Source organism: Halorubrum xinjiangense, from assembly GCF_900102375.1.
GTDB lineage: Archaea > Halobacteriota > Halobacteria > Halobacteriales > Haloferacaceae > Halorubrum > Halorubrum xinjiangense.
This window is the reverse complement of the sequence record NZ_FNBO01000003.1, coordinates 237,849-258,995: the sequence shown is the minus strand read 5'-3', so window position 1 is coordinate 258,995 and position 21,147 is coordinate 237,849. Positions and strand designations below refer to the sequence as shown.

Annotated in this window: 18 protein-coding genes and 1 pseudogene; 13 read left to right on the top strand and 6 right to left on the bottom strand. The window is 68.6% G+C overall.

What is annotated here, in order from left to right; genetic code table 11:
• Window positions 1–34: 34 nt before the first annotated feature.
• The 3 genes from F3H13_RS05835 to F3H13_RS05825 are packed head-to-tail and all read left to right on the top strand — an operon-like array spanning window position 35 to window position 2,999.
• Window positions 35–1,084, top strand: coding sequence for an ATP-binding cassette domain-containing protein (locus tag F3H13_RS05835; RefSeq protein ID WP_149798124.1), 1,050 nt, complete (start codon window positions 35–37; stop codon window positions 1,082–1,084).
• A 4-nt stretch (window positions 1,085–1,088) separates the two neighbouring features.
• Complete coding sequence (locus F3H13_RS05830; RefSeq protein WP_149798102.1) at window positions 1,089–2,027, top strand: carbohydrate ABC transporter permease; 939 nt, start codon at window positions 1,089–1,091, stop codon at window positions 2,025–2,027.
• A 6-nt stretch (window positions 2,028–2,033) separates the two neighbouring features.
• Complete coding sequence (locus F3H13_RS05825) at window positions 2,034–2,999, top strand: carbohydrate ABC transporter permease (protein WP_149798101.1); 966 nt, start codon at window positions 2,034–2,036, stop codon at window positions 2,997–2,999.
• 123 nt (window positions 3,000–3,122) lie between these two features.
• On the opposite strand, the pseudogene F3H13_RS05820 reads toward F3H13_RS05825, so the two are convergent.
• The 3 genes and pseudogenes from F3H13_RS05820 to F3H13_RS05810 form a co-directional block, all read right to left on the bottom strand.
• A pseudogene (locus F3H13_RS05820) lies at window positions 3,123–3,441 on the bottom strand (RPA12/RPB9/RPC11 RNA polymerase family protein).
• A 122-nt stretch (window positions 3,442–3,563) separates the two neighbouring features.
• Complete coding sequence (locus F3H13_RS05815; RefSeq protein WP_149798100.1) at window positions 3,564–3,869, bottom strand: hypothetical protein; 306 nt, start codon at window positions 3,867–3,869, stop codon at window positions 3,564–3,566.
• 2 nt (window positions 3,870–3,871) lie between these two features.
• Window positions 3,872–5,197, bottom strand: a complete 1,326-nt coding sequence (locus tag F3H13_RS05810; RefSeq protein ID WP_223174381.1) for an ABC transporter substrate-binding protein — start codon at window positions 5,195–5,197, stop codon at window positions 3,872–3,874.
• 132 nt (window positions 5,198–5,329) lie between these two features.
• On the opposite strand from F3H13_RS05810, the gene F3H13_RS05805 reads away from it, so the two are divergent.
• From F3H13_RS05805 to F3H13_RS05790, 4 genes are all read left to right on the top strand, one after another.
• Complete coding sequence (locus F3H13_RS05805) at window positions 5,330–6,685, top strand: sulfatase family protein (RefSeq protein WP_149798099.1); 1,356 nt, start codon at window positions 5,330–5,332, stop codon at window positions 6,683–6,685.
• Between the two features lie 66 nt (window positions 6,686–6,751).
• Window positions 6,752–7,849, top strand: a complete 1,098-nt coding sequence (locus F3H13_RS05800) for a TrmB family transcriptional regulator (protein WP_149798098.1) — start codon at window positions 6,752–6,754, stop codon at window positions 7,847–7,849.
• A 39-nt stretch (window positions 7,850–7,888) separates the two neighbouring features.
• Window positions 7,889–8,212, top strand: coding sequence for a BolA family protein (locus tag F3H13_RS05795; protein ID WP_149798097.1), 324 nt, complete (start codon window positions 7,889–7,891; stop codon window positions 8,210–8,212).
• Window positions 8,213–8,254: 42 nt separating this feature from the next.
• The gene (locus F3H13_RS05790; RefSeq protein ID WP_149798096.1) at window positions 8,255–8,788 is read left to right on the top strand and encodes a hypothetical protein; all 534 of its coding nucleotides are present in this window, start codon (window positions 8,255–8,257) and stop codon (window positions 8,786–8,788) included.
• Between the two features lie 14 nt (window positions 8,789–8,802).
• On the opposite strand, the gene F3H13_RS05785 is transcribed toward F3H13_RS05790, so the two are convergent.
• Entirely contained in the window at window positions 8,803–9,390 is a 588-nt protein-coding gene (locus tag F3H13_RS05785) for a hypothetical protein (RefSeq protein ID WP_149798095.1), read from the bottom strand.
• Between the two features lie 193 nt (window positions 9,391–9,583).
• On the opposite strand from F3H13_RS05785, the gene F3H13_RS05780 reads away from it, so the two are divergent.
• From F3H13_RS05780 to F3H13_RS05755, 6 genes are all read left to right on the top strand, one after another.
• Window positions 9,584–10,993, top strand: a complete 1,410-nt coding sequence (locus F3H13_RS05780; RefSeq protein ID WP_149798094.1) for a class II fumarate hydratase — start codon at window positions 9,584–9,586, stop codon at window positions 10,991–10,993.
• A 97-nt stretch (window positions 10,994–11,090) separates the two neighbouring features.
• The gene (gene sucC / locus F3H13_RS05775) at window positions 11,091–12,236 is read left to right on the top strand and encodes an ADP-forming succinate--CoA ligase subunit beta (protein WP_149798093.1); all 1,146 of its coding nucleotides are present in this window, start codon (window positions 11,091–11,093) and stop codon (window positions 12,234–12,236) included.
• Entirely contained in the window at window positions 12,233–13,102 is an 870-nt protein-coding gene (sucD, locus tag F3H13_RS05770; protein WP_149798092.1) for a succinate--CoA ligase subunit alpha, read from the top strand. The genes sucC and sucD overlap by 4 nt, the downstream gene beginning before the upstream one ends.
• A 112-nt stretch (window positions 13,103–13,214) precedes the next feature.
• Complete coding sequence (locus F3H13_RS05765) at window positions 13,215–15,818, top strand: GAF domain-containing protein (RefSeq protein ID WP_149798091.1); 2,604 nt, start codon at window positions 13,215–13,217, stop codon at window positions 15,816–15,818.
• A gap of 80 nt (window positions 15,819–15,898) precedes the next feature.
• Window positions 15,899–16,207: a helix-turn-helix domain-containing protein gene (locus tag F3H13_RS05760; protein WP_149798090.1), complete on the top strand. Its 309-nt coding sequence runs from the start codon at window positions 15,899–15,901 to the stop codon at window positions 16,205–16,207.
• Between the two features lie 92 nt (window positions 16,208–16,299).
• On the top strand, window positions 16,300–17,667 hold the full coding sequence (locus F3H13_RS05755) for a tRNA (N(6)-L-threonylcarbamoyladenosine(37)-C(2))-methylthiotransferase (RefSeq protein WP_149798089.1): 1,368 nt from the start codon (window positions 16,300–16,302) through the stop codon (window positions 17,665–17,667).
• 46 nt (window positions 17,668–17,713) lie between these two features.
• Here the strand turns inward: F3H13_RS05755 and F3H13_RS05750 are convergent, their stop codons facing one another.
• Together F3H13_RS05750 and F3H13_RS05745 are read right to left on the bottom strand one after the other, a co-directional pair.
• Complete coding sequence (locus F3H13_RS05750; RefSeq protein WP_149798088.1) at window positions 17,714–18,886, bottom strand: sensor histidine kinase; 1,173 nt, start codon at window positions 18,884–18,886, stop codon at window positions 17,714–17,716.
• A gap of 63 nt (window positions 18,887–18,949) precedes the next feature.
• Window positions 18,950–21,007, bottom strand: coding sequence for an AMP-dependent synthetase/ligase (locus F3H13_RS05745; RefSeq protein WP_149798087.1), 2,058 nt, complete (start codon window positions 21,005–21,007; stop codon window positions 18,950–18,952).
• Between the last annotated feature and the right edge of the window lie 140 nt (window positions 21,008–21,147).

Genomic DNA, 21,147 nt, shown 5'->3' with positions numbered 1-21,147 from the left:
GAATACCGCCGAGTAGTTGATGACCCGCATTAGCATGCGATCGGTGAGTAAGTACTTCGACGGGGGTGACACGGTCGCCAACTACAAGCTGGACATGGAGGTGGACGACGGGGAGTTCGTGGTGTTCCTGGGGCCGTCCGGCTGCGGAAAGACGACTGCGCTCCGGATGATCGCGGGGCTCGAGGACCTCTCCGAGGGCGAGATATACTTCGACGACGACCGCGTCGACGGGATGCCGCCCGCCGATCGCAACGTTGCGATGGTGTTCCAGAACTACGCGCTGTACCCGCATATGACCGTCCGGGAGAACATCGAGTATCCGCTGAAAGTCAGGGGGGTGCCGCCGGAGGAGCGCGACGAGCGGATCGCCCAAGTCGCCGGGCTGTTACACATCGAAGACCAGATGGACAGCGACCCGGGCGAGATATCCGGTGGACAGCGCCAGCGGACGTCGCTCGCGCGGGCGATCATCCGCGAGCCGTCGGTGTTCCTGCTCGACGAGCCGCTCAGCAACCTCGACGCGAAGCTCCGCTTGGAGATGCGCTCCGAGCTCAAGCGGATCCAGAACGAGCTCGGGATCACGACGGTGTACGTCACGCACAACCAGGAGGAGGCGATGAGCATGGGCGACAAGATCGTCGTGTTGAACGACGGTACGATCCGACAGGTCGCCGAACCCCAGGAGCTGTACCAGCGGCCGCGGACCACCTGGGTCGCGAAGTTCATCGGGTCGCCCCCGATGAACCTCTTCGAGGGAGAGAACCGCGACGGTACCGTCCAGCTCGCCGAGGGCAACACCCTCCCAATGCCGGCGGAGACGTCGTCGTCGACCGTGTCTGTCGGGATCCGGCCCGAAGATATCGACGTGTCGATCGAGCCTCCCGACACGGACTGGACGGTGCCGGGCACGGTCAAGACGGTCGAACCGCTCGGCGAGTTCGTCTTGGTCAACGTCGAGGTGGGCGGCTCCGTGGTGAACGTGAAGGTCCCGAAGACGGACGCCGAGGCGGGGGATCACATCCACCTCACCTTCGACCCGACCGACGCGTACCTCTACGACGAGGACGGGGAACTGGTGGCCTGATACCATGTCAGTCGAATCGTACCTGGAGGACCGGCTCGACCGCGACGTCGACGGGGAGAAGCTCACGGCGATCCTCGTGTTCATGCTCCCCGGCCTCACGCTGTTCGCCATCTTCTCGGTCGGACCGATGCTCTACTCCGCGGTCGGGAGCTTCTTCACCTGGGACGGGTTCACGATTGGGCAGTTCGCCGGGTTCGACACGTGGGTCGCGACGTTCCAAGACGACGCGATCATCAACTGGAGCAACCTCCTCGCGTTCCAGTACCCGATGGGAGCGCTCCCGCAGAACATCATCTGGATGATCGTCCACGTCCCCTTCAGCACGCTGCTGGGCCTCGGCCTCGCGCTGCTGTTCGCCGACCTGCGCGGCCGGAGCATCCTCCGATCGATGGTGTTCCTCGCGTTCACGACGCCCACCGTCGTGATCGGGCTCGTGCTGCTTTTCGTCTACGACCCGCAGGCCGGCATCTTCAACGGGCTGCTCCGGGGTATCGGGCTGGAGTCGGCGGTCCGAAACTGGGTTCAGGAGCCCCAGATCGCGATCTACGCGCTCATCGCCGGCGGCGTCTGGGTGCAGACCGGCTTCAGCATGCTGTTGTACAGCTCCGCGCTCGCGGGGATCGACCCCGCGTTACTGGAATCCGCGCGCGTCGACGGCGCGGGGCGGTTCCGACGGTTCAAGGACATCATCTGGCCGCTCGTCAAGCCCGTGACGGCCGTCGTCGTGATCATGAGCATGATCTGGGTGATCCGGATCTTCGCCATCGTCTACGCGGCCGGCGGCCCGTCCGGCGGTCCGGGCGGGGTGTTCTCGGTGTTGGGCCTGGAAGTGTATCAGGCCGCGTTCTCGACGCCGATCGAGTACAGCAAGGCGATGGTCGTCGCGCTCATCGAGCTGGTGATCGCCCTCCCGATGGCGTGGTACATCGCGTCAATGGACTGATCGACTATGACCGACACACACCACTCAGACGATCCGACAGACGCCGACAGCGAGCCGAAGACCGACGGCGGGCGCGTGTACCACGAGGCGCCTGAGACCGCACCGATCTCCGACCGACCGCTCCCCGAACGGCTCCGTGCGGCGGTGCCGAGCGGCCCGCGCGCGCTGCGGTACGCGATCGCGATCGGCGTCGCGCTCCTGTGGCTCGTCCCGCTCGTGGGGCTGTTCATGGCCTCCGTCCGCCCGCTCGACCAGATCATTCAGGGCTGGTGGAACTTCGAGACGTTCACCGTCACCTTCGAGAACTACGCCCGCGCGTGGACGTTCCAGTCCGGGCCGATGCGGCAGGCGATGTGGAACACCGCGATCGTCACGATCCCGTCCGTCCTCGCCGTGACGCTGCTCGGGACGATGGTCGCGTACCCGTTCGCCCGCTTCGACTTCCCGGTGAAGAAGGGGCTGTTCTTCCTGCTCATCGTGGTCATGGCCGCCCCGCCGGAGCTGGTGGCGATGGGTAACTACAACACCCTGCGGAACACCGGCCTGTTCGACACGTACATGGGGCTCATCCTGGTCCACATCGGCTGGGGGATGGGGTGGGTCGTCATGTTCCTCCGGAACTTCCTCCTGGGGCTCCCCGAGGAGCTGGAGGAGGCTGCCCGGATCGACGGCGCGTCCCGGTACCAGATCTTCAAGTCGATCGTGTTGCCGTACTCTGCCCCGGCGCTCGTCTCCGTGGCGGTCATCCAGTTCACGTGGGTGTGGAACTCCTTCTTCTTCCCCCTCGTGTTCATGCGGTCCCGTGAGAACCAGCTCGCGCCGCAGGTGTTGCCCCTGATGAAGGGTCGCCTCCAGATCGACTGGGGGCTCGTCGCCGCCGGCTCGGTGCTGACGATGATCGTTCCCATCCTCCTGTTCGTCACGCTCCAGCGATACTACAAGCAGGGGATGGTGGCCGCGGTCGCCGACTGAGCCGCCGTCGGTCGGTTTTCCGTCGAATGGACGCCCGTTTTTTTCCATCGCTGAAACCCGCTCTGACCGACGGGTTCTGCCGGGCGAGGCCGAACCGGGAAGTGCTGCGCGCGAAACGTGCCGTCAGGACTCGCGCCACTTGTGGCCGCATCTCGACGCAGGTGAACAGCCGGACCTCGTAGGAGCCGCCCGGCTTCGGCAGCATCTCCGAGTGGGCTCGCTCACCGTCGCAGTCGGCCGCCGGACAGGGCTCTCGCGTCGTCTCGGCGTCGTCTCTGGTCGCGTCGGCCACGGCGGGCGCCCCGTCGTCCCGCTGCCCGTCCCGGGTCTCCATCGCCGCTTCCGCCTGCGAGTCCCGCGGCTCCTCGTTCCCACACGAGCGACACGCCCACGCGTCGCCCGCCGTGTGCATCATCGACCCGCACTCGTCGCAGAACTTCATACGAGGGAGGAACACGCGGCTGTCGGATATATGCCTTCACTTCCGATCCGCCGCGGGCGGCCGCCGGCGCCGACGCCACGGCTGCGGCCTACGTGAGAAAGGGGAAACCGCAGTCCGCCGCCTCAGTACGGCAGCGTGCCGGTCGCGGTGCCGAGCAGCGATACCGCGATCGCGAGCGCCTGCGCGACGAAGAACGCCTTCGAGGAGGCCCACCCGAAGTACAGAAGCGTCGCCATCGGGACCACCCCGATGACCGACGGCCAGAACCCCATCGTAAACAGGATGGCGAGGAAGCCCGTCGTCACGAGGATGAGGACGTCCATCCCGAGCGAGACGAGGTTGCGTCGGCGGAGCTCCTCGGGGTCGAACATTTGCGCCAGCGACCCGCGGCGGTCGCTCCGGTCGTCCGCGGTCGACGTCGACTCCATCGTTAGTCGTTAAGCGTCTCCTGGTGGGCGTCGTCGAGCGAGCTGGTGATCTCGTCGGTCGGCGTGTCGGGCGTGGCCCACAGGCCCTTGAGGACCGACCAGAACTCCTGCTGGAACGGGTTCCCGAGCGCGTCGTCGAGGTCGGGTACGACGGTCACCTCGGCAGCGAGGTCCGGCAGGTTCGCCATCACTTCGATTTCGTAGGCGTCGTCCGGCACCTCGGTGTTGGAGGCGATGAAGCCGCCGTCCTCGACCCACACCTGCTGCCCCTCGGCGGAGACGAACGAGCTCAGGGCGTCGCGGGCGGCGTCGACGTTGTCCGAGTACGTCGGCACGGTGAACCAGTTGACGGACGAGGAGATGCCGTCGACGCCGGGCAGTCGGAAGACGCCGAGGTCCGACGGGTCCTCGACCGCGTCCTGCGCCGGCGTGAACGAGCCCATGAAGTACAGCGGGAGGCTGTTGTCCCAAAAGTACTCGTACTGGACGCCGAAGTCGCGGGTCTGGCTGAAGTACCCCTCCTCGTGGAGGGTCTTGATCTCGTCGAACGCCGTCGCGACCCGGTCGTCGGTCATGGAGGCGTCGCCGTCGATGAGCCCCTGCTGGAGCGACGCGCCGTCCTCCTGCCGCATGAAGAAGCCCTCGGTGAGGTCGCTGAGCGGCCAGCCGGTGCCGTTCCCGGAGGCGATGGGCGCGTCGACGCCCTCGATCCCCGAGATGTCGTCGAGCAGGGTCATGAACTCGTCCCAGCTCTCGGGCTCGGAGAGGCCGTGCTCGTCGAAGAACGACTTGCGATACCAGAAGCCGGGCTTGAGGTCCATCTTGAACGGCGCGGCGTACACTTCGCCGTCGACGGTGACTCGCGACGGGTCGACCGCGAAGTTGTCGGCGTTCCACGCGTCGCCGACCGGCGCGAGGTGACCGTTCTCGGCGTCCGAGATGATCCGCGCCGGCGAGGGCATCACGACGATGTCCGCGGAGGCGACGCCGGACTCGTAGTCCATCAGGGTCCCGGTGAGCAGGCTGTCGGTGTCGCGCGGGAAGTACTCCAGGCTCATGCCCGTCGACTCCTCCACGAAGTCCATCACCTTGGTGAACGACTCCTGCTCGCCGCCGGACCAGACGCCCGTGATCTCGAGGTTGTTACTCCCGCCGTCCCCTCCGTCGTCGCCGTCGGAGCCGTCGCCGCCGTCGCTTCCGTCGGAGCCGTCTCCGCCGTCCCCGCCGTTGCCGGAGCAGCCCGCGAGCGCGACGCTCCCGAGTACCGACGCGGTGCCGGTCGTCTTCAGCACGTTCCGCCGCGTAGTACAGGATCGATCATCGGACATGTCGTCCCAACCCAGTCGGCCCACTTACTTCAAATTTGCTTATTAATTACCGGTATAGTTACTAATCTCAGTCGACCCGACGCGGCACGCGATCACGGCTATTTATGGGTGTATCGGCGGTTAGTGGGGGATATGACGAACGGAGCCGACACCGCACCCGACTCGCTGGACCGCCCGAATCTCGTCCTCGTTCACTGTCACGACCTCGGCCAACACCTCAGCTGCTACGGGGCCGACGTCGACACGCCGAACATCGACGCGCTCGCGGCCGACGGCGCGCGGATGGCAAACAGCTTCTGTTCGGCCCCGCAGTGTTCGCCCAGCCGGTCCAGCATGATGACGGGCTACTACCCCCACGAGAACGGCGTCATGGGGCTCGCACACATGGGCTGGGCGCTCGGCGAGGACTGGGAGACCCTCCCGAAGCGCCTCCGATCGGCGGGCTACGAGACGGCCCTGCTCGGCTTCCAGCACGAGGTGCCCGACGAGCCCGAGCGGCTCGGCTACGACTACGTCGACAGCGGGACGAAGCGCGCGCTCGAACTCGTCGACGTCGTCGACGACTTCTTCGCCGAGCGCGCGGACGCGGACGACCCCTTCTTCGTCTCGATCGGCATCGAGGAGCCGCACCGCCCGTTCCGCCGGGAGTACCTCTCCGAGGGAACCTACGACGCCTACGATCCCGACGAGGTCCCGCTCGACGACTTCCCGTACCTCCCGGACGCGCCGGGGGTCCGGGAGGACGTCGCCGACCTCCGGTCGGTGATCGCGGAGGTGCTGGACCCGGCGGTGGGTCGCTACCGCGAGTCGCTCGCCGACGCCGGGCTGGCCGAGGAGACGGTCTTCGTGTTCACGACCGACCACGGGCTGGCGATCCCGCGCGCGAAGGGAACCTGTTACGACCCCGGAATCGAGACCGCGCTCGTCGTCCACCACCCGGGCGCAGTCGCGGGCGGCGAGGTCCACGAGTCGCTCGTCACCAACGTCGACTTCACGCCGACGATGCTGGACCTGCTCGGCGTCGAGCCGCCGACGGACACCTCCGGCGAGTCGTTCGCGCCGCTGCTCCGCGGGGAACCGCACGAGGGCCGCGACCGGATCTTCGCCGAGATGACGTGGCACGACCGCTACAACCCGATCCGCACGATCCGGACGGAGCGGTACAAGTACGTCCGGAACTTCTCCGTGCTCCCGAGGGTGTTCGTTCCGATGGACGTCGCGCCGACCGCCTCGGGCCGAGCGGTCCACGAGGAGTTCCACGTCCCGCAGCGCCCCACGGAGGAGCTGTACGACCTCGAGGCGGACCCGCACGAGTCTGAGAACCTCGCCTCGGACAAGAAGCCGTTCGAGCCGGCGGCCGAGGCGAGCGACCCGGACCCGGCCCACGCCGACGCGCTCGACCGCCTGCGGGACGAGCTGGAGTCGTGGATGGAGTCGACAGACGACCCGCTCCTCGACGGACCGGTCCCTTATCCGGACGTCAGGTGAGATCGCGGCGGCGACGGCCGAACCGTCTTGATGATTTTTATACACCGAGGTGGTTAATTGATCGTCATGGACACCGAGGAACTCCTGGAGACGCTCCAGGCCGCGGACCTCTCTTACTATCAGGCGAACGCGTACGTCACGCTGCTCGAACTGGGGACCGCCTCCGCGACCGAGGTCGCACAGGCCAGCGACGTCCCCGACGCGCGGATATACGACGTGCTCCGCGACCTCGACGACTTCGGGTACGTGGAGCTGTACGAACAGGAGACGTTCCAGGCTCGCGCGACCGACCCGGAGACGATCGTCTCTGGGCTCACCGACCGCGCGAGCGCGTTCGAGTCGGCCGCCGAGGAGATCGAGGAGCGCTACGAGCGGCCGACGCTCGACACTCAGACGGTCAGCATCGTCAAGCGGTTCGACACGGTCCTCGAAGCGGCCCGGACGTTCGTCCGGGACGCCGAGACGCAGGTCCACGCGACGCTCACCCGGGACCAGTTCGAGGCGCTGCGCGGCGACCTGGCCGACGCCCGCGACCGCGGGGTCACGGTCAACGTCACGATCCTCGGCCGCGACGGGGACGAGCCGCTCGCGGACGCCGACTACGAGGGGGCCGTGAGCGCGGCCCACCGCCTCTCCCGGCCCGCGCCGTTCGTGCTCACCTCCGACCTGCGCCGCACGGCGTTCGCGCCGAACCCCGCCGCGGTGGAAGACTACGGGCTCATCCTCCGCAACCGCTCGTTCACGTACGTCTTCTTCTGGCACTTCCTGCTTTTCACGTGGCTCCCCTCCCCCGTTGCGTACGAGGCCGACATGGCCGGCCCAAAGCGGTACGCGGACATCCGACAGTTCCTGCTCGAGAACCGCGCCCTAATCCGCGGGGACGAGCCCCTCCGGGTCGAGATCGAGGGGCGCGAGACCGACGGCGACCGGTCGGTGACCGTCTCCGGCGAGGTCGTCGACGCCGAACACCTCTCGGACGCCGCGGTCGACGGCGACCAGGCCCCGAGCGTCATGGCGCTGACGGGCACCGCTTCCATGGTCGTCGACGACGGGGAGGAACGATGGACCGTCGGCGGGTGGGGCGCGACCTACGAGGAGGTGGAGGCGGACCGGATCCGGGTGACGGGCGTCGGCGCCGAACTCGACGCCGAACCGGCGGAGTAACGCCGGTCGACTTTTGCCCCTCCGCGACCGAGCGGGACCATGCCGATCGAACCCGACGAGGTCGCCGATCTCATCGAGGGGAACCTCCCCGACGCGGTCGCCAGCGTGACCGCGCCCCGGATCCACAACGACGAGGACGAGGACGCCCACTTCGCGGCCGTCGTCGTCTCGCCCGCCTTCGAGGGCGAGTCCCTCGTCGACCAGCACCGGCGCGTGTACGACGCGGTGGGCGACCACATGACGCAGTCCGTCCACGCCTTGGAGATCAAGACGTACACCCCCGAGGCGTACGCGAAACACGGCGACGGGACCCTCGACGCCGATCTCCGCGAGGCCGGGCTGTTCCCGGTCGACGGGGCCTGACCGCCGGCTCCGACCCGCCAAATCCGCGAGCCCTCCACGTCGATGCGCTCCGCCATCGCTCGCGCCCTCCGCGGGACCCTCGCCGCGGTCTCGCTGCTGGCGTTCATCTCGCTCTTCCTCGCCCTCGAAGCGCGCGTCACGTCTCCGGCCGTCCTCGGCGGACTCGCGGCGCTCGGGACGGCGACGCTGCTCGCGGCCGCGGGGCGTTCGGGGGTCCAACGGTTGCTCGGCCGAAACGAGTGGGGTCCCGAAAACGACGGAGAAACGACCGCCGACGGGGACGAGTGGCTCGACGAGTCCGCCGACGACACGCCGTGGACGGACCGCGCCGACCGCGCCGGCGACGGCTCCGAGACCGACTGGCCGCTCGCGCGGCTCGAACCCGCGCTCGACGACGCCTGGAACCGGTGGTCGGACGCCGCGCTGACGCTTGGGTTGGCCGCGCTGGGGATCGGATCGCTCGTCCTCCTCGCCACCTATCCGGGCGAGGAGCCGCCGCTCGGGCTGCTGTTGCTGGTCGCGTTCGGGTTCAATGGGGCGCTCGTGACGCTCCCGTTCGTTTTTAAAGAGGGCTGACTGGGCGCTTCCGATCAGCCGTCCTCTCGGTCGTCGGTCGCGGTCGGTTCGTCGGCTTCACCGTCGGACGCCTCGCCCGCGACGCGGTCGGCCACCGCCTCGGCCAGCGGGTCGACGGTGACGGTCAGGCGGGCGACGAGGAACACGACGGGGACGAGCGCGACGAACAGGAAGGCGGCGTCGTACGCCCACGCGGCGCCGTTCAACAGCGGGACCGCGGCGCCCGCGAGCCCGCGGTATGCGACGAGGACGGCGCCGAAGACGACGAGCCAGTGGACCACGCCGCCTGCGTTCTCGGCGATCCGGCTCGGCGGCGCGTCGCCCTCGCCATCGGCGCCGCGCCCGCCGAGCGCCAGCCGCGTCAGTAGCGCGAACTTGGGCGCCGCGTACAGGAGGATGCCCGCCACCGCGAGCGTGACGACGGCCGTCGCGACCGCGGCGAACGTCACCGGGGCAAAGGGAACGAGCCGGTCGGCGCCCGGCAGCAGGGTGATGACGGCGAGGACGCCGACGACCGCCAGCGCGCCGATCAGGAGTTTACTCGTCGACCGGACCGTGTCGCGGTCGAGCGCCGTTCCGATCGCTGAGTCGTTCGAGTTCATGTGCGCCCGGTCGTTGGCGGCGGACCGATATATAAGGGCCAAGCGTTTGCGCCGATTTTCGGCCGTTTTCCTCGATTTTCTCGACCGCCCGTACTTGGTCCCTGTTACCGAATATATTGGTACTTAACCACACGATTCTACGGCGTTGGCGGCTTCCAGTACCTTTTACAGCGTCTCGCGGGAAGGTCGGCGCATGGGTGACGACTACCGCACGGAGGAGGACAGCCTCGGCGAGATGCAGGTGCCGGCGGACGCCTACTGGGGGGCACAGACCCAGCGCGCCGTCGAGAACTTCCCCGTCTCGGGGATCCCGATGAGCCGGCGGTTCATCCGCGCGCTCGGCGTCGTGAAGAAGGCGGCGGCGCAGGCGAACCGCGACCTCGACCTCATCGACGAGGACACCGCGGAGGCGATCGTCGCCGCCGCGGACGAGGTGATCGCGGGCGACCACGACGACCAGTTCCCGGTCGACGTGTTCCAGACCGGCTCGGGGACCTCCTCGAACATGAACGCCAACGAGGTGATCGCGAACCGTGCCGCCGAGATCGCGGGCGCGGAGATCGGCGACCGCGTCGTCCATCCCAACGACCACGTCAACTACGGCCAGTCGTCGAACGACGTGATCCCGACGGCGATGCACGTCGCCGCGCTCGAGGCGGTCGAGAAGGACCTCGTGCCGGCGTTGGAGACGCTCCACGCCGAGCTCGAAGCCAAGGAGACCGAGTTCGACGGCGTCGTCAAGACCGGCCGGACGCACCTCCAGGACGCGACCCCGATCCGGCTCGGACAGGAGTTCGGCGGCTACCGGACGCAGGTCAAGAAGGGGATCGAACGCGCCGAGAGCGTCCAGTCGAACCTCCGCGAACTCGCCCTCGGCGGCACCGCGGTCGGGACCGGGCTCAACACCCACCCCGATTTCCCGGAGCTCGCGGCGGAGTACATCTCCGACGAGACCGGGACGGAGTTCCGCGAGGCGGAGAACCACTTCGAGGCGCAGGCCGCCCACGACGCGATGGCCGAGGGCCACGGCGCGCTCCGCACGATCGCGGGCAGCCTCAACAAGATGGCCAACGACCTGCGGCTCCTCGCCTCCGGCCCCCGGAACGGGCTCGGGGAGGTCGAACAGCCGGAGAACCAGCCGGGCTCCTCGATCATGCCCGGGAAGATCAACCCGGTCGTCGCGGAGTCTGTCAACCAGGTCCACAAGCAGGTCGTCGGCAACGACGCCGCCGTCTCCGCGGGTGCGGCCCGCGGCGAGATCGACCTGAACCTTTATAAACCGGTCATCGCGCACAACTTCCTCGAGTCCGCGGAGCTGCTCTCGAACGTCGCCGCGACGTTCGGCGAGCGCTTCGTCGGGAAGCTAGCGGCCAACGAGGAGCACTGCGAGACGCGCGTCGAGCAGTCGATGGCGCTCGCGACCGCGTTGAACCCCGCGATCGGCTACGACAAGGCCTCGAAGGTCGCCAAAAAGGCGCTCGCCGAGGACAAGAGCGTCCGCGAGGTCGCCGTCAGCGAGGGGTACCTCACCGAGGAGGAGGCCGACGAGGTGCTGGACCCCGAGGCAATGACGCACCGCGTCATCCTCGGCGACGAGGCCTGAAGGGACCGTTCTCCGGTGGATCATCCGCCGGCTTCGGGGCGCCCGTCCGCGCCGAATCGGAACCATTTAAGCCGATGTCGGTACCGATCCCACACGGATGAAACTTCACGAGTATCAAGCGAAGTCTCTCTTCGCGGACGCCGGGATCCCGGTTCCGGACTCCCGGCTCGCGACGAGCGTCGACGAGGCGCTCGACGCGGTCGACGAGATCGGCTACCCGGCCGCGATCAAAGCGCAGGTCCACGTGGGGGGCCGCGGCAAGGCCGGCGGGATCAAGATCGCGACTGACCGCGAGGAGGCGGAGCAGTACGCCGAGGAGATCCTCGGGATGGACCTGAAGGGGTACACCGTCGACCAGGTCCTCGTCGAGTCCGGCGTCGACTTCGTCGACGAGCTGTACGTCGGCGTCACGATGGACCGTGGCGAGGGGAAGCCCGTCCTGATGGTGTCGACCGAGGGCGGCGTGGACATCGAGGAGGTCGCCGAGGAGAACCCCGACGCGATCGCGCGCGAGCACGTCGACCCCGCGTTCGGGCTCCACCCGTATCAGGCCCGCAAGGTCGTCTACGAGGCCGGCGTCGACGCCGACGTCGCGCTCGACGTCGCCTCGATCCTCTCGACGCTGTACGACCTCTACGAGGAGAACGACGCCTCCGAGATCGAGGTCAACCCGGTCATGATCACGAGCGACCGCGACGTGGTCGCCGCGGACGCCGTGATGAACATCGACGAGGACGCGCTGTTCCGCCAGCCCGACCTCGCCGAGATGGCCGAGGAGTCCTACGAGGACGACCTCGAACGGAAGGCCGGCGAGTACGGCTTCGACTACGTCCGCCTGTCGGGTAACGTCGGCATCATCGGCAACGGCGCCGGGCTCGTGATGACCACGCTCGACTTAGTCGACTACTACGGCGGCGCGCCCGCGAACTTCCTCGACATCGGCGGCGGCGCGAAGGCCGAGCGCGTCACGCAGGCGCTCGATATGGTGTTCTCCGACGAGAACGTCGACGCGGTCGTCTTCAACATCTTCGGCGGGATCACCCGCGGCGACGAGGTCGCCAAGGGGATCAACGAGGCCTTAGAGCAGTTCGACGAGATCCCGAAGAAGGTGGTCGTCCGGCTCGCCGGCACGAACGCCGAGGAGGGGATGGAGATTCTGAACACCGACCTCGTCGAGGTCGAGGAGACGCTGGAGGACGCGGTCCAGCGCGCTGTCGCGAACGCTGACGAGGTGACCCAATGAGTATTTTCGTCGATGACGACACCAGAGTGGTGGTCCAGGGGATCACCGGCGGGGAGGGCAAGTTCCACGCCGGCCAGATGATCGAGTACGGCACAAACGTCGTCGCCGGCGCGGTGCCCGGCAAGGGCGGCCAGGAGGTCGACGGCGTCCCGGTCTACGACACCGTCGACGAGGCCGTCGAGGCTGAGGACGCGGACGCCTCCGTGATCTTCGTACCGCCGGCGTTCGCGGCCGACGCGGTGTTCGAGGCGCTCGACACCGACCTCGACCTCGCGGTGGCGATCACCGAGGGGATCCCCACCCAGGACATGGCGAAGGTGAACAAGCGCCTGAGCGAGACCGACACGCGCCTCATCGGGCCGAACTGTCCGGGCATCATCACGCCCGGCGAGGCGAAGCTCGGCATCCTCCCCGGCAACATCTTCTCGGAGGGCAACGTCGGGCTCGTCTCTCGCTCCGGCACCCTGACCTACCAAGTCGTCGATAACCTCACCGAGCGCGGGCTCGGCCAGTCGACCGCCATCGGCATCGGCGGCGACCCGATCATCGGCACCTCCTTCGTTGACGCCCTCGAGGCGTTCGAGGCCGACACCGAGACCGACGCCGTCGTGATGTGCGGCGAGATCGGCGGGGAGGACGAGGAGCAGGCGGCGAAGTTCATCGGCGAACACATGGACACGCCGGTCGCCGGCTTCATCGCCGGGCGCACGGCGCCGCCGGGCAAGCGGATGGGCCACGCGGGTGCCATCGTCTCCGGCTCCGGCACCGGCACCGCGCAGTCGAAGATCGACGCGCTCAACGACGCGGGCGTCCCCGTCGGCGACACTCCCGAGGAGGTCGCCGACCACGTCGAGGACTTCCTCTAGCGTCCGTCGCACGGCGTCGACCCGTTCGACCGTCCGTTTCGGTTCGGGTTCCGTTTTTCAACTTCGGTAGCCGGAGCGAAAGCTAAAACTATCGGTAGGGAAACACACGCTCATGAATTCGGATCCCGGTGGCCCCTCGGCGGGGCCCGGAGCGGACTCGTCCGACGCGCCGGGATCGAGCGTCGACCCGTCCAGGCGCGTCCTGTTCGTCGACGACGAGCCGGGGGCGGCCGACCTCGCAGCGACCCACGTCGAGCGGCTCCTAGACGGGATCGAGACGGTGACGCGACTGTCGCCGGACGAGGCCCTCGACGTGGTCCGGGACGACTGCGTCGACTGCGTCGTCAGCGACTTCGACATGCCGCGGAGCGACGGGCTCGAACTGCTCGAGTCGGTCCGCGAGATCGACCCCGACGTCCCCTTCGTGCTGTTCACCGGCAAGGGGAGCGAGGAGATCGCGAGCGACGCGATATCCGCCGGCGTCACCGACTACCTTCAGAAGGGTGCGGGGCGGGACCGCTACGAGATGCTCGCGAACAGCGTCGCGAACGCGCTCGGGCGGCGCCGGGCGGAGCGCGACCTCCGCGAGGTGAACGACCAGATCACTGCGATCCACCGGTTCGCGACGGAACTGGCGTCGGTGACCGATGTCGCGACGGTGTTCGACCGCACGGTCGACGCGGCCGAGGAGATACTCGAGTTCGACCGCTGTGTCACCGCCCGCCGACGCGGCGACCGGGTCGTACCCGCCGTCCTCTCCGAGAGCGTCACCAGAGACGAGGTCCGGACGTTCGACGTCGGCGAGGGGGTCGTCGGGACCACGGTCGCCGAGGAGGAGACGATGGTGGTCGACAATCTCAGCGTCGACCCCGCGGACCCGGACGAACTGGAAGACCCCTCGTCCCCGGGTCGGACGTCGAACCGGGCTGATCGACGGGAGGGGTCGGCAGTGGCGGACCCGGTCGCCGACGACATCCGGTCGGCGATCAGCGTCCCGATCGGCTCTCACGGCGTGTTACAGGCCGTCTCCAACGGCTACGCCGCGTTTGACGAGCGCGACGTCGAGTTTGCGGAGCTGATCGCTTCACACGCAGCGAACGCGATCGAACGGATCGAGACCGAGGCCGCCCTCCGCCGGGAGCGCGACCGCCTCGCCGCCCTCTTCGAGAACCTCCCGCTCCCGATGGCGCGGACCATCGTCGGCGAGGACGGCGAGCGAACGCTCGCGCAGACGAACGACGCGTTCGTCGACGCGTTCGGGTACGACGCCGAGGGGTCGGCTTACGGCGAGGTGGTCGACGCGATCATGCCGGCCGAGGCGGAGCGGTTCGACCACGAGGCGCTGATCGCCGCGGACGAGCCGACCGGACTGGAGGTCCGCCGTCGGGCGACCGACGGGCTGCGGAACTTCATCCTCCACGCGATCCCCGTCGTCCAGCCCGAGGAGCCGGTTGTCTACTCAGTCTACGCCGACATCGACGAGCAGAAGCGGGTCGAGCAGACGCTCAGGAAGCTCCACGCGACGACCCGCGAGATGTTCGGCGGCGGGGACCGCGAGGAGGTGGCGGCGGTGGCGACCCGCGCGGCGATCGACATCCTCGAGTTCCCGAACAGCGGCGTCCGGCTGTACGACCCCGAGGCGAACGTCCTCCGACCGACAGCGATAAGCGCGGAGGCGACGGCGGCCTTCGGCGACAGGCCGGCGTTCGGCCCGGGCGACGGTCGCGTCTGGGAGGCGTTCGAGTCCGGCCAGCCAATCGTCGTTGACGACCTCGCCGCGGTCGACACCGCGGTCGGGTACGGCGACCTCCGGAGCCTCCTCGTCGTCCCGCTCGGCGACCACGGCGCGATGCCGCTCGGCTCGTGCGACCCGGACTTCTTCGACGAGACGGACCTCCAGCTGGCCCGCGTCCTCGCCGCGAACGTCGCGGTCGCGCTCGATCACGCCGAGCGGACCGAGCAGCTGCGCGACCGCGACGCAGCGCTCCAGCGGGAGATCGACCGGCTGGAGAAGTTTGCGGGGCTCGTCTCCCACGACCTCAGGAACCCGCTCAGCGTCGCCGCCGGCCGGACCGACCTCGCCCGCTCGCTGACCGACGACCCGGCTGTCCTCGCGGAGCTCGACCGGGTCGAGGGGGCCCACGACCGGATGAGCCAGCTGATAGACGACCTCCTCGCGCTCGCGCGACAGGGCCAGACGGTCGACGAGGTCGAGTCGGTCACGCTCGACGCGGCCGCCGAACGCGCGTGGCGCACCGTCGACACCGCGGGCGCGACGCTCGACGTCACTGAGGCGACCTCCACGGTCGAGGCGGACCCGGAGCGGCTCCGCACGCTCTTCGAGAACCTGTTCACAAACAGCGTCGAACACGGTCTCACGAACAGTCGGGCAGAGCCCGAGGACAGCGTCGAACACGGCTCGGACCCAGACGATGCCACCGGGGCAGAAGATGCCACCGGGGTAGACGATGCCACCGAGGCGGCAGACGACCTCACCGTCTCCGTCGGGTCGCTCCCGGACGGGTTCTACGTCGCGGACGACGGGACCGGCTTCGAGATCGACCCGGAGGCGGCGACGGAGTACGGGCGTTCGAGCACCTCCGACGGCACCGGGTTCGGCCTCGCGATCGTGCGCGAGATCGCGACCGCCCACGGCTGGGAGCTGTCGATACACGGCGACGACGGCGTTCGGTTCGAGTTCCACTCACAAAACTAGTATATAAAAACCCGGTTGACGTGCGGCGGGAGCGCACAGGCGGGCCACGGTTATGCGCGAATCGCCCCTGTACGTGACGTATGGACGAAGGAACCCGAGAGCTACTCGAACCGCTCCCGCCGAGCGCCAAGCTGGTCTACTACGTGCTCGACGCGGAGGGTCGGTTCGACCAGACCGGCCTCGCCGAGGAGACCCGCCTCTCGACCCGTACCGTCCGGTTCGCGGTCGAGAAGCTCACCGAGGTCGGCCTCGTCGAGGAGGGGCTGTGCCCCCGGGACGCCCGCCGCTCCGTCTACCAGGCCGTCCCGCCCGCCGAGCGCGACACCGTTGACGAACCAGAGGCGACCGCGGAGGCCGACGCGCCGACCGCCGCGGTCGCCGAGGACTGAGGCGGACGCCGGCTCGACCCGGCCTGCTCTGACTCGCCCACGCCCCGATCCGTCGCGTTTTTGCCCACGGGACCGATAATGAACTCACTCCGATGGCGACGTACCACATCGAAACCTACGGCTGTAGCTCGAACCGGGGAGAGAGCCGGGAGATCGAGCGCGCCCTCCGCGACGGGGGGCACCGCCCGGCCGACGGCCCGGAAGACGCGGATGTCGCCATCCTCAACACCTGTACCGTCGTCGAGAAGACGGAGCGAAACATGCTCCGCCGCGCGGAAGAGCTGTCGGAGACGACCACCGAACTCGTCGTCACCGGCTGTATGGCGCTCGCGCAGGGCGACATGTTCGCCGAGGCGGACGTCGACGCCGAGATCCTCCACTGGGACGAGGTCCCCACCTACGTGCTCAACGGCGAGTGCCCGACGGTCACGCCCGACGCCGAGCCGGTCTTAGACGGCGTCGTCGGCATCCTTCCCATCGCCCGCGGCTGTATGAGCAACTGCTCGTACTGTATCACGAAGTTCGCCACCGGCCGCGTCGACTCCCCCTCGATCGAGGAGAACGTCGAGAAGGCGCGGGCCCTGGTCCACGCCGGCGCGAAGGAGATCCGCGTCACCGGTCAGGACACGGGCGTCTACGGCTGGGATAACGGCGACCGGAAGCTCCCCGAACTGCTCGACCGGATCTGCGACATCGACGGCGAGTTCCGGGTCCGGCTGGGGATGGCGAACCCCGGCGGCATCCACGGGATCCACGAGGAGCTGGCCGAGGTGTTCGCCGCCAACGAGGAGCTGTACGACTTTATCCACGCGCCGGTCCAGTCCGGCTCCGACGAGGTGCTGGAGGAGATGCGCCGCCAGCACCGCGTGGAGAAGTTCCGCGAGGTCGTGGAGACGTTCGACGACCGGCTCGACCACTGGACGCTCTCGACGGACTTCATCGTCGGCTTCCCCACCGAGAGCGAGGCCGACCACGAGCGCTCGATGGACCTACTCGCCGAGGTCCGCCCGGAGAAGATCAACGTCACCCGCTTCTCGAAGCGCCCCGGGACCGACGCCGCGGATATGAAGGGGCTCGGCGGGACCGTCAAGAAGGAGCGCTCGAAGGCGATGTCGGAGCTGAAGATGGCGGTCGTCGGCGAGGCGTACGAGTCGATGGTCGGCGACCGGTTCGAGGTCCTCGTCGTCGAGGAGGGGACCGGCGACTCCGTGAAGTGCCGCGACGGCGCCTACCGACAGATCATCGTCCAGAACGCGACCGAGCGCGGGGTCGAGGTCGGCGACTTCCTCACCGTCGAAGTGACCGGCCACAACACGGTGTACGCGTTCGGCGACCCGGTGGCGGCCGACGCGGCGCCGGAGCATGGCCCCGTCGACGGCGACTCGGTCGAGCGCGACCCTGTCGACGGCGATTCGGTCGAGCGCGACGACCGGCCGGAGTCGACGGCCTCCTCGGCGTGACGACTCGGTGAGTTACCGTCCGCGGCAGAGGTGCCGTCGCGTCGGCTCAAGCGGCCTCGTCCGGCCACGACTCCGCCGAGCCGGCGTCCCCTGACTCGGCCCCGCTCCGGGTCGAGTCTGCCCACTCCTCGGGGGCGAAGTCTTCCGGTACTCCGCCCGTCGAGGCGCTCGTCTCGGGCCGATCCGGGAGCCGGATCCCGACGACGGTGCCCCGCGGCTCGTTGTCCGCGAAATCGACCGTTCCGCCCGCCCGAGTCACGGTCCAGTATATCAGCCAGAGCCCGAGCCCCTCCGTGTGTTCCAGCGGCGTTTCCTCGTCGTTTCGGAGCGTCTGCCGTTCGATCTGCGGGATCCCCCGCCCGGTGTCCGCGATCGAGAGCGTCGTCGCGCCGCCGTCCCGTCCCACCCGCACCGCGACGGTCACGTCGTCGTCGTTGTGTTCGATTGCGTTCCGCAGCGCCTCCTCCAACGCGAGCGGGAGCGACGGGTGCGCCCGAACCACTTGACTGTCCGGCAGCTCCGTCCGCACGGTGACGCCGGGGAACTCTGCGCTCACCTCGGCCACCCGCTCCTCGACGACGGCGACGAGGTCGAACGACTGGAGCGACTCGGTCCGCCAGATCGACGCGATCCGGCGGGTCCGCTCGCTCGTCTCGACGAGCTCTTCGAGGTGAGTCCGGACGATCGCCGCCCGGTCCGCAACCTCCGCGTCGTCCTCCACGTCCTCGATCCGGTCGAGGTAGCCGAGCGCGATCGACAGCTCGTTGCGGATGTTGTGGCGCAGCACGCGGTCGTTGATCGAGAGGAGCGTCGCTAGCTCCTGCGCCTCGGCGAGCTTCTCGTCGGCCTTCACCGCGTACGGCCCGGCCCGCGACCCGACCGCGGCGCCGAGGCTCGCGGCGAACGAGATCAGAAACGAGAGCTTGAACGCGTGGTGTTCGAGCAGCCAGATGAGCCAGACGACACCTGCGAGCGCGGCGAACGAGAGGGCGGTCAGGGCGGCGATCCGAACCGCGCGCCACCGCCCGGACGGGGATATCCCCCAGCCCGGTAGGTCGTACACGGTGTAGAAGACGAAGCCGGAGAGCCCGACTATCAGCGACGACTCGAGCAGCGCCCCGACGCCTCCCCCCTGAAGCGCCAGGTGTCCGGCACCGAGGCCGGCACACAGGCCGCCGAGCGCGGCAAATCCGACGCGGGGGGTCACGAGGGACGCCATCGAGTATCGTACTCCTCCCCGACGTTTAGGGCTTTCTCGGCGGATCGACCGCGACGGACGGGATTAGCTCTCCTCGTAGATCAGCTCCACCTCGTCGGCGAACCGGTCTAAGATGTTGCGCCGCTTCTTTTTCATCGTGGGCGTGAGCAGGTCGTTATCCTCGGTGAACTCCTCTTCGACGAGCCGGAACTGCTTGATCTTCTCGTACGACTCGAACTCCCCGTTCACGCGGTCGACCTCCTCCTGGATCCGATCGCGGACCCGGTCGTCGCGGCAGACCGCCGCGCGCTCCTCGGGCAGGTCGATCCCGTTCTCGTCGGCCCACGCCGTCACCTTCTCGAAGTTCGGCACGATGAGCGCGGAGACGAACTTCCGGCCGTCGCCGAGGACGACGCACTGCTCGACGAACTCGTTGGCCGCGAACCGGTCTTCGATCGGCCCGGGGGCGACGTTCTTGCCGGTCGAGAGCACGAGCAGCTGCTTGGCGCGCTCGCGGAAGGCGACGTACCCGTCCGGGCGGAGCTGGACGATGTCGCCGGTGCGGAACCACGGCGCCGCGGCGGCGGCCTCGGCGTCGTCTGCCTTGTCCCCGTCAACGTCGACGCGCTCGTCGGGCGGGGTGCCGGCGGTGACGGCGTCGTCGGGGAGGTCGTCCGCGTCGACGAACGCCTCCGCCGTCGCGTCCGGCCGGTTCCAATAGCCGTCGGTCACCTGCGGGCCGCGGACGAGCAGTTCGCCGACGTCGCCGGCCAAGTCGGCGACCTCCTCGCCGACGACGGCGCCGTCGATCGCGATCTCGGTGTTCACCACCGGCGGGCCGATCGTGCCGACCTTCGGCGCCTCCGGCGGGTTGACGCTGATGACGGGCGAGGTCTCAGTCAGCCCGTACCCCTCTAAGATCGGCAGGTCCATGGCGTGATACAGCGCGCACAGCTCGGCCGACAGCGACCCGCCGCCCGAGATGAAGAAGTCGACGTTCCCGCCGATCGCCTCGCGGACCGACGAGAAGACGAGCCGGTCGGCGACCGCGCGCTTAGTGTCGAGCAGGACGCCGGGGTCGTCGGCCTCGTGGTGGTCCCGGCCGACCTCGACCGCCCACTCGAAGATGCGCTCTTTCACCGGCGACTCGCCCGCCTGCTCGCGGATCGCGTCGTACAGCTTCTCGTAGACGCGCGGGACGCTCGTGGTCGTCGTCGGCCGGACGAGCCCGAAGTCCTCCCGGAGCGTGTCGGGACTCTCCGCGTACGCGACGGTCGCGCCCGCGGCGAACATCATGTAGTGGCCGGACATCCGCTCGAAGACGTGCGCGAGCGGCAGGAAGGAGAGCGTGGTCGTCTCCTCGGAGATGCCCGGCACGTCCGGGTCGCGGTCGGCCCGGTCGGCGAACCGGCGGTAACACTGCGAGACGTTGTCGCGGAAGTTCGCGTGCGTGAGGCGGACGCCCTTCGGCTTCCCGGTGGTCCCGGAGGTGTAGATGAGGCTGGCGAGGTCGGCGACGTCGACTGCGTCGATCCACTCCTCGTAGGTCGCCTCGTCGAACGCCTCGGCGCCGCGCTCGTGGACCTCGCCGAGGGTGTACACGTCGTCGGCCGAGATCTCTTCTATTTCCACGTCGTCGATGGCCACGATCGCGTCGAGGTCGTGCTCGAGGTCGCCGCGCACCGCGAGCACGTCGTCGAGCATCTCGCGGTTCTCGACGACGACGACGGTCGCCTCCGGGTCCTCGAGGAGGTACCGCAGCTGGCTCGGCGACGACGACGCGTACACGGTCGTCACGACCGCGCCCGCGGCCAGCGCCGCGAAGTCGGTCTGGGCCCACTCCATGCGCGTCTGCGCGTACATCGCCACGCGCGTGTCGCCGTCGACGCCCAGCTCACGGAGCCCCGTCGCGAGGTTCCGGACGATCTCGCGCATCTCCGCGTACGTCAGCTCGGTGTACTCGCCCGCCGGGGCCCGCGGAACGACCTCCTCGGCGACGAGGGATCGGTCGTACGTCCCCCCCTTATACCGCTGTGCGGTCCGGTTCGCGTGTCGCTTCGCGGTGCGCTCGAACGTCTCGGGGAGCGTCTCTCGGGCGATAGCGTCGTCCGTGAACGCTCGCTCCGCCGCTTGCCAACTCATACACGCTCAGTCCCACCCTACCTTCATAAACAATCCGGTAGTTTTGAGTTTCCGCGTCGTACGGCGGCGTCTCCCGTGGCTGGCGGGCGATTCGCGACTACGAGGCGATCCGCGGTCACGGGGCGATCCGCGGTCATGGG

Coding starts and splice junctions, on each gene's coding strand:
- F3H13_RS05835 (WP_149798124.1), top strand. CDS start 35: ATGCGATCGGTGAGTAAGTACTTCGACGGGGGTGACACGGTCGCCAAC.
- F3H13_RS05830 (WP_149798102.1), top strand. CDS start 1,089: ATGTCAGTCGAATCGTACCTGGAGGACCGGCTCGACCGCGACGTCGAC.
- F3H13_RS05825 (WP_149798101.1), top strand. CDS start 2,034: ATGACCGACACACACCACTCAGACGATCCGACAGACGCCGACAGCGAG.
- F3H13_RS05815 (WP_149798100.1), bottom strand. CDS start 3,869: ATGGAGTCGACGTCGACCGCGGACGACCGGAGCGACCGCCGCGGGTCG.
- F3H13_RS05810 (WP_223174381.1), bottom strand. CDS start 5,197: ATGTCCGATGATCGATCCTGTACTACGCGGCGGAACGTGCTGAAGACG.
- F3H13_RS05805 (WP_149798099.1), top strand. CDS start 5,330: ATGACGAACGGAGCCGACACCGCACCCGACTCGCTGGACCGCCCGAAT.
- F3H13_RS05800 (WP_149798098.1), top strand. CDS start 6,752: ATGGACACCGAGGAACTCCTGGAGACGCTCCAGGCCGCGGACCTCTCT.
- F3H13_RS05795 (WP_149798097.1), top strand. CDS start 7,889: ATGCCGATCGAACCCGACGAGGTCGCCGATCTCATCGAGGGGAACCTC.
- F3H13_RS05790 (WP_149798096.1), top strand. CDS start 8,255: ATGCGCTCCGCCATCGCTCGCGCCCTCCGCGGGACCCTCGCCGCGGTC.
- F3H13_RS05785 (WP_149798095.1), bottom strand. CDS start 9,390: ATGAACTCGAACGACTCAGCGATCGGAACGGCGCTCGACCGCGACACG.
- F3H13_RS05780 (WP_149798094.1), top strand. CDS start 9,584: ATGGGTGACGACTACCGCACGGAGGAGGACAGCCTCGGCGAGATGCAG.
- sucC (WP_149798093.1), top strand. CDS start 11,091: ATGAAACTTCACGAGTATCAAGCGAAGTCTCTCTTCGCGGACGCCGGG.
- sucD (WP_149798092.1), top strand. CDS start 12,233: ATGAGTATTTTCGTCGATGACGACACCAGAGTGGTGGTCCAGGGGATC.
- F3H13_RS05765 (WP_149798091.1), top strand. CDS start 13,215: ATGAATTCGGATCCCGGTGGCCCCTCGGCGGGGCCCGGAGCGGACTCG.
- F3H13_RS05760 (WP_149798090.1), top strand. CDS start 15,899: ATGGACGAAGGAACCCGAGAGCTACTCGAACCGCTCCCGCCGAGCGCC.
- F3H13_RS05755 (WP_149798089.1), top strand. CDS start 16,300: ATGGCGACGTACCACATCGAAACCTACGGCTGTAGCTCGAACCGGGGA.
- F3H13_RS05750 (WP_149798088.1), bottom strand. CDS start 18,886: ATGGCGTCCCTCGTGACCCCCCGCGTCGGATTTGCCGCGCTCGGCGGC.
- F3H13_RS05745 (WP_149798087.1), bottom strand. CDS start 21,007: ATGAGTTGGCAAGCGGCGGAGCGAGCGTTCACGGACGACGCTATCGCC.